A 6,889-nucleotide genomic window follows, 5' to 3' on the forward strand; every position below is an offset into this window, starting at 1 on the left:
TCCAGACCAGCGAGATGCTGCTTTACGCCGCCATGACGCGCATCACGCTCCGCCGCCTAGCCAACAAACAGAAGAAAATTGCTTAACGCCCTCTAACTCGGGCGTACCAGCAGCGACAGGCCATTCGCGCCGAGATGGATGCGGCGGATAAAGGTGTCTTCACCGCCGACAGCAGCACGAACCGATCCGCGTCCAGCAGGCTGATCAGTGGTAAATAGGGGACCGGCCCCGGAGCCCGCCTGTGACCGCCCATGGCCTTCGGCATCACATCGATTCCGTGGAGAGCGCCGGGCGCGAGAGCGCGGGGCTCCCCTAAGCGATGCTGTGATACAGCGCGGCGACATCATCGGTCAGGGCATGGCCGATGGTTTGGGCGTCATTCCAGCTCATATGCGACGCGTTGTTGCCGCTCTCCGGTCCACCATTCATGAGGATGTTGCTCCCGTAGGCGTCGTTTGAGATGACCGCGTGGAAGCTTGAGTCGCTGCTCAACTGCGTCATCCCGTCTTTGATGGCGGGGAACGAACTTCCGTAGGGGAAGCGAATTGGCACAAAAAGATAGGGCGTGCTGTTTGCAGTCTGATGATCGAGCGCGTCCCGTACCAGACTGGCATCCGTCCGCACCTCTTTGACCCAATCAGCGGTCAGGAGTCCTGCCGTCTGTTGATCATACTCATTATGCATCCAGATGGTGATTGTTTCATTGTTCTTAATATCTACCGGTTGCCCGGTTACGTAGTTAATCAGCTTCTGCTGCTGCCCGCCGGTATCCCAATCCATGAATTTTGTCGCGGAGAACAGGGTCTGTTGGTCGGCCGCGATCAGGTTAACCTTGACGTGCAGCGCATTCTGCAAATCCTGTTGCAGTACGGCAGCTCCGCCGTAGTTGAAGAAGGCGAAAGCATTGGATTGCCCACGCACCAAAATGTTGAGGTCGGTCGTGCCATCATGATCGCCAATCGGGTCAGGCACCGTGGCGGTCGGGGGTGGCGGCGCGGGTGCCGGCGCGGCGGGAGCCAGTGCTGTAGTGTCGGTGAACGTGAAGGTATGCGGGTCATACTTCGACCACATGTTCAACTTGGCGTTTGGCACCGCCACGCCATCATAGGTGGCACTGTCCAGAAAGAGGTTGCGGTCCCCGCCGACATCCTTGAAGTCGTTGAGGTAGTTGATTGAGACGATGTGGTTACCCTTGTCCCAATCCCCACTCAGGGTCACCGTGTCGGACTTCCAGCCATGGATGGCCGTGGTCTGGTAGGTTCCACCGACCGGCTTGCCATCCACCGTGACGGTGAACTGCGCAGCCGCGCCATACACGCTCTCGCTGACCTTGAGCACCAGAGTGTCGGTCGCCATGTTTCGTCCTCATCCGATATGACCGAGGTCGGCGCTCATCGCCACGCCGCCTCTCACCGTCGACGAGACCATGGACCAGCCGCAGCCGCGCTCTCGTGCGGACACTGACACTGCCACCGCAGAGCTTCAAGAGAGTTACATGAGGTGATTTTTTATACATTCTTCTGCCATGCTGACTGAAAAGGCAATGAATGGTGTGGGGCTTCCGTTTAAACCTCCGAGAACGTATGGCCCGCCCCGTCTGCAAGGGTTTTCGCAGCTTGGTCTGAACGGTCTACGCCAACGTATCCGGCGTGGGAGACAAGCTCCCCGCCAAGATGGAGATCCGCGCGTCCCGGTCCTCATAAAACTGGCGGCGTCAGAGCGCCATTTTTCGGATCAGGGTTCCAGGACACCGGTCGACTGTCAGACCATCTCGCTTCCACCACCCGCAGACCTCATCCAGCCCTTCGCGACAGGTCAGCGCGACTGACTGATCCTCTGGGCTACGACATCGCCGCCACCTTCATCTCGAACCGCTGCCCGCTGCGCAGCACGGCGCAGATGATGCGCGCCAGTTTGGCCGCGAGCGCCACGACCACCGTGTTCACGTGCGCCCGGGCGCTCAGGCTGCGTAGCCACCTGCCCAGCAGGGTGTCGCCCTTGAGCAGCGTCGGCAGTGCCGCCCGCGCCCCGTGGATCAGCATCTTGCGCAGGTAGACGTTGCCGCGCTTGCTGATCCCCAGCAGCTTTGGCTTGCCGCCCGTGGTCATCTGCCGCGGCACCAGCCCCAGCCAGGCGGCCAAGTCCCGTCCCCGCCCAAAGGTCGCGGCCCGCCCGATCGCCGCCACCAGAGCTGTCGCGTTCAGCGGTCCGATGCCCGGGATCGTCGTCAGTAGCCGGGCAGCCTCGTCGCTCCGGGCCGCAGCCGCAAACTCCTCGTCAAAGGCCTCGATGCGCCGGTCCAGCTCACGCCATTCAGCCCGTTGATCCTCGACCAGCAGCCGTATCCGTGGGCTGAGCGAAACTCGCTCCTCGGACAGCAGGGTTTCCAGGTAGACCTCCAGCTTGCGCCGCCCCTGGGGCACGATAATCCCCCGCTCCAGCAGAATGGCACGCAGCTGGTTGATCAGCGCCGTCCGCTCCCCCACCAGCCGGTCACGGGCGCGGTGCAGGCTCTGCATGTCGAGCTGCGCCTCGCTCTTGAGCTCGACGAACCGCATGGTGGGCCGGGTCGCGGCCTCGGCGATCGCCTCGGCATCTCGCTCATCATTCTTCTGCGCCTTCACATAGGGTTGGACGTACTCGGGCGACATCAGCCGCACCTCATGCCCCGCGTCGCGCAGCCTGCGGCCCAGATGGTGCGCTCCACAGCACGCCTCCATCGCCACCAGGCAGCCTGGTGACCCTGCCGCCAGCCTCACCACCCCGTCCCGGTTCAGCCGCCGGCGCAAAACCACCCGGCCGGTCGCGTCCAGCGCCGCTACGCTGCAGCTATTCTTGCCCAGATCCACTCCGAGAACCGCGATTGCCATCATGGGTCCGCTCCCTTACCCCGGTTGCCCGGCCAGCCTACGCCAGCGAGAAGGAGGGGCGGGCCATCCCATAAAACTGGGTGGGAGCCGGTGCTCTCGCCGGAGAGGCAACTCGACACGGTGCCAGAGATTGAGAACGCCACTGCGCTATTCGAAGCGCGCGGAGCCGACCGGCTTACTGGCGACTGGCGGCTTGTGACCGGCTTGCAACCTCGCACCCCCATTGCCCTGCTAGCTCGGTTTGGGTGGGCTCGTGCTTCGGTGGGTCTACTGGGTCAGGATCAGGTGGCAACAGGCTCATGCGTTAATCCCACTTGGGTATGCCGTTCCTATCAAAGCCATCAACCCAAGAGTAGGTCACCCCGATAACGGCAGGCCCGGCACCGCATGCTGTGCAGCGGCGTTTGGTAGCGATCAGGTTGAGGTCCCCATCTCCGATCAGACGATGATGCCATCACGGTCGAGGACATGCTCACGAGCACGCGCGTAGCGGATGCCGAGCCCTTCTCCTGCACGGAGGTAATTGCAGGTGAAGCCCCGGATCATCGCTGCCACGTCATCCATGCGCGGGTGGGCGGCTGGCCGCAGGCCGGGCAGTGCAGGGCCGGGTGATGGCCGGTCAGGTTGATGCTGGTACTAGTCGGCTCAAAGCGTTTCCTCATCATCATCAGAACAACCCAAATGTCTCCTGAGCCCCACTTCACCCCGGCTTAGCTACCGCCTCAAACCCAATCGGCTCTTACCGGGATCCAGGGTGTTGGCCCATCTATCTCACCAGAGCTAAAATGAGGGCGCCAAGGAGGGCTTTGCCGCGGCGCCGGGCGTTGTGCACGAACTCGAAAAAGCCGAGATACAGCGGCAGCTTCTCTTGTGAGATGCCGCGGTGCGGACGGAGCCACGAGCGCAGCAAGGACCACGTCCCTTCCATGGTGTTGACGTGGATCTCGCAGAAGCCATCGCCATCCTCGTCGCGCGCGTACTCGCCATGTGCGTGACAAACTGTCTTGTGCTGATAGCCCCAGGACGGCAGTCGGGCGTAGATGTCGTACTCGTCGGTGGGGATGCGCGCCCCCTTGGCGACGGCCGCCTCGATGATCGGCTGGATCGTCTTCTGCTGCACATTGGCCAGCATGCGCATGACGACCTGCCCACCGCGTTGGATCAGGCCGAGGACAGGTGGCTTGTCCTTCTCCAGCGTGCCGCGGCCCGGCGCTCCCGCCAGTCTGCGACGGCGTCCAAGCCGCCCTTTTTTGCGACTGCCGCAGGTTGGCCCTTGTGCCCGGCCACGACATAAACCTCGTCAATCTCGACCTCGCCCGCCAATCGCACCGGGGGAGCCTTGGCGACCAGACCTCGGCGCAGTTGCTCGGCCATGGCATGCACATCCGGCCCGCTGAGGCCCAACTCTTGGGCGATCTGGCAGTTCGAGAGATTGAGGCCCATGAAGTACAGGCACAGCACCCACACCCGCAGCGGCTGATGATGCCCAGCCAGCACCGTGCAGGTGAGGTCGTCGAACCGCCGCGCGCATGCCTTGCAGCGGTAGCGTTGCCGGTGAGGTTGGCTGTCGTCGCAGCCGTCACGGATCACCACGGCAGTACCGCACCCGGGGCAACGCACGCCTGCTGGCCAGCGGTGTTGGCGCACGAAGGCGAAGCACTTGGCATCGTCCATCAGGCCGGACAGGTTGACCAATCCCGGGGCAGCATCGGATGCAGCCATGACCAAAGAAGCTCCTCGGGACGATAGCAGCGGCTGATCATCCCGCTGCCCTCATTCCATCAGAGGTCCGTCAGCCCCACCAGCCTCTCCTCTGTCTCCCAACACCCCGGAACCCGAAAAGAGCCACCCAATCCGGGAGCGGTAGGCGTGCTTCATCACCGCCTCAAGCTCGGCTTGATGGCTCTCGGGGTAGCGTTGGGGAGGCTGCGTGTCGCTTCATAGAGTACTTCGCCCTGACCTCCTGGCGGCCAATTGTGCCCGCAGATCGTAGCAGCTGGCGCTATCCCGTGTGGCGCTTTGCTGCAGACGACCTTCGCAGCACCACAAAGCGGCTGTCACGGAGGAAGCGAGCCTGCCACTCAGCGGTGGCCAGGGCATCCACTTTCTCCTGCCAGGACCGCTGCTTTCCCTTCTCGTCGAAGCACAGCGCCGAGTAGAGCGCATCAGCCAGCTCAGCTAACTCGATTTCACCCAGTTCGTCAGGATTAGCCATGGCGGCACCTCATGTGGTGTGCGCACGCGGGGGCGGCCGACGCATGACGACGAAGCGCGACATGAGGAGATGCCTAACCAGCCAAGCCGCGGTCTGCTGGTCATTGGTCCGCAGCTTGACGCCCCGGGCCATGCCGCGCTCATCGAACTGAAGCGCGTACAGGAGGCTGAACGTCACCTCCTCGATGCTAGCCAGGGTTGGTGGTTCGGATCGTCAGCCATGACGTGAACAAACCACGAACCGATTCAGCGTTCATGACCGTTCCATATGGCGCAGGATGATTGTCAGTCTTTTGGTAGCCTAGCAGGGTCACACAGCCTAAGGCCTACAGGGCAACGCTGCATGACGCAGGTCCCCTGTGCGGGCACCTTCGGGGGGCTCTCGGGGGCAGGCAAAGGCGGTCAGCAGGCGATGTCTCGAACAGGATTCAGCCGAGAGCTCAGCAGCCTCTCCATGGCGGCCCGCAGCTCGGAGACGTCATAGGGCTTGCCCAGCACCGGCACATCGTCTCGATGGGCGGGTCTGCCTTCGTCGCCGTAGCCCGTAGCCACCACGAACGGCACGCCAAGCGCCTCCAGCCTCTCGACAATTGGCATTGCCGTACAGCCACGCAGGTTCATGTCAATGACAGCTACATCGGGCCGGCAGCAGGCAAGGCAATCGAGCGCCTCCTCAACGCAGACCGGCATAGCCAGGACCTGCATACCGAACTGGACCAAGCAGTCTTCTACGAAAAGGCTCAGAAGTGCCTCATCCTCTATGACGATGGCAGTTCGACCGTGCAGGCTCGACATGGCAACCACCTCGGGCTCACAGATGGCACTTAAATTGTCACGAGCTAGCCAAATTGCAAGATCGAACTGGATTGCGTCGCAGGCTCATACTCGCGAGCCCAAGGTGGTAGCTATCTGCTGACCGTCAACCCAACCCTAAACGACAGCGGCAGCAACCGCAGCAACCAGATCATCAGGGCTATAGGGCTTGGAGATCAAACGGACCCCTTCTTGCCGAGGTACGTCCATATAAGCGGACTGCAAAATGAATGGCACGCCGCGCCTCACGAGGGCCGCAGCGACCGGCATTGATGAAATACCAGCGAGATTGTAATCTAGCACTGCGGCATCGATGCGGTCATCGGCCGGGACAGACTCGATGATCTGTAACGCATCTGCGACGTTAGCAACCGGCCCGATCACTACCGCGCCTGCTTCGATCAGAACGTCCTCAATCCACAGAGCGACAAGCGACTCATCTTCCACAACTAGGACACGCTTCTGACTTAGCATGTGGCTTGTCCTTGGGAGAAAGTCCCGCAGCGAATTGCCCGTCATGCGATGTACGATTTCTTACACCCGCTTTAAGTGAACTTTGCGCGGTCACACTAGTTCCCTGAAACCATGCTTGTTTTATCGTAGTAGTCTTGAAGTGCCATCTCTGAGACGTTGCCGCTGTGAGAGGGTCGCACACCTTTCCCAGAAACTCCGTGCCCCAGACCCAAGCGTTTCATTGCAGACCCCTGTATGGCGCCTTCAAGGGCATCACGGACATAGCCGCAAAGAGAGCCCGTCTTGCTCTGTCGCGAGCTTGTCCGAGCAGGATGAGGCTTAAAGCCCCAGTTTGGGGGTCATGGACAATGAACTGCTCCGCTTTGTCCGGCTCGCGGTGGCAGTGGCGCGCCGCGTAGCCCCCGGCCCGAGCCGCTTCGCCACCCCGGCCTACGCGCCAGCCGCCCTGTTCGCCCTGCTCCTGCTGGCTGTGTCCATGAATTCTGGCCCAGCAGTGCTGATGAATTTTGGCCCACCTG

The 6,889-nt window shown here is 61.9% G+C and carries 8 protein-coding genes; all 8 read right to left on the bottom strand.

The window, feature by feature from the left end:
* Positions 1 to 312 precede the first annotated feature (312 nt).
* Positions 313 to 1,356: a carbohydrate-binding domain-containing protein gene (locus AC5JJ1_RS10055; RefSeq protein ID WP_495784984.1), complete on the bottom strand. Its 1,044-nt coding sequence runs from the start codon at positions 1,354 to 1,356 to the stop codon at positions 313 to 315.
* Between the two features lie 485 nt (positions 1,357 to 1,841).
* Positions 1,842 to 2,870 (bottom strand): IS110 family RNA-guided transposase, encoded by a 1,029-nt coding sequence (locus AC5JJ1_RS10060; protein ID WP_495784990.1) that lies wholly within the window; start codon positions 2,868 to 2,870, stop codon positions 1,842 to 1,844.
* Between the two features lie 438 nt (positions 2,871 to 3,308).
* Positions 3,309 to 3,434 carry a hypothetical protein gene (locus AC5JJ1_RS10065; protein ID WP_495784985.1) on the bottom strand — a complete coding sequence of 42 codons (126 nt, stop codon included), beginning with the start codon at positions 3,432 to 3,434 and terminating at the stop codon, positions 3,309 to 3,311.
* 202 nt (positions 3,435 to 3,636) lie between these two features.
* A complete protein-coding gene (locus AC5JJ1_RS10070; RefSeq protein WP_495784991.1) occupies positions 3,637 to 4,092 on the bottom strand; it encodes an IS1595 family transposase in 456 nt (151 codons plus the stop codon).
* A complete protein-coding gene (locus AC5JJ1_RS10075) occupies positions 4,032 to 4,592 on the bottom strand; it encodes a transposase (protein WP_495784986.1) in 561 nt (186 codons plus the stop codon). Before AC5JJ1_RS10075 ends, AC5JJ1_RS10070 begins: the two co-directional genes overlap by 61 nt.
* Before the next feature lie 280 nt (positions 4,593 to 4,872).
* Positions 4,873 to 5,085: a hypothetical protein gene (locus AC5JJ1_RS10080; protein ID WP_495784987.1), complete on the bottom strand. Its 213-nt coding sequence runs from the start codon at positions 5,083 to 5,085 to the stop codon at positions 4,873 to 4,875.
* A gap of 401 nt (positions 5,086 to 5,486) precedes the next feature.
* Entirely contained in the window at positions 5,487 to 5,879 is a 393-nt protein-coding gene (locus tag AC5JJ1_RS10085) for a response regulator (RefSeq protein ID WP_495784988.1), read from the bottom strand.
* A 135-nt stretch (positions 5,880 to 6,014) separates the two neighbouring features.
* Positions 6,015 to 6,416, bottom strand: a complete 402-nt coding sequence (locus AC5JJ1_RS10090) for a response regulator (RefSeq protein WP_495784989.1) — start codon at positions 6,414 to 6,416, stop codon at positions 6,015 to 6,017.
* Positions 6,417 to 6,889 lie beyond the last annotated feature (473 nt).

Source organism: Belnapia sp., assembly GCF_059504005.1.

What these genes read in the sequence shown, in the direction of transcription:
- AC5JJ1_RS10060 (WP_495784990.1), bottom strand. Translation starts at nt 2,870, where the DNA reads ATGGCAATCGCGGTTCTCGGAGTGGATCTGGGCAAGAATAGCTGCAGC.
- AC5JJ1_RS10075 (WP_495784986.1), bottom strand. Translation starts at nt 4,592, where the DNA reads ATGGCTGCATCCGATGCTGCCCCGGGATTGGTCAACCTGTCCGGCCTG.
- AC5JJ1_RS10085 (WP_495784988.1), bottom strand. Translation starts at nt 5,879, where the DNA reads ATGTCGAGCCTGCACGGTCGAACTGCCATCGTCATAGAGGATGAGGCA.
- AC5JJ1_RS10065 (WP_495784985.1), bottom strand. Translation starts at nt 3,434, where the DNA reads ATGGATGACGTGGCAGCGATGATCCGGGGCTTCACCTGCAATTACCTC.
- AC5JJ1_RS10080 (WP_495784987.1), bottom strand. Translation starts at nt 5,085, where the DNA reads ATGGCTAATCCTGACGAACTGGGTGAAATCGAGTTAGCTGAGCTGGCT.
- AC5JJ1_RS10090 (WP_495784989.1), bottom strand. Translation starts at nt 6,416, where the DNA reads ATGACGGGCAATTCGCTGCGGGACTTTCTCCCAAGGACAAGCCACATG.
- AC5JJ1_RS10055 (WP_495784984.1), bottom strand. Translation starts at nt 1,356, where the DNA reads ATGGCGACCGACACTCTGGTGCTCAAGGTCAGCGAGAGCGTGTATGGC.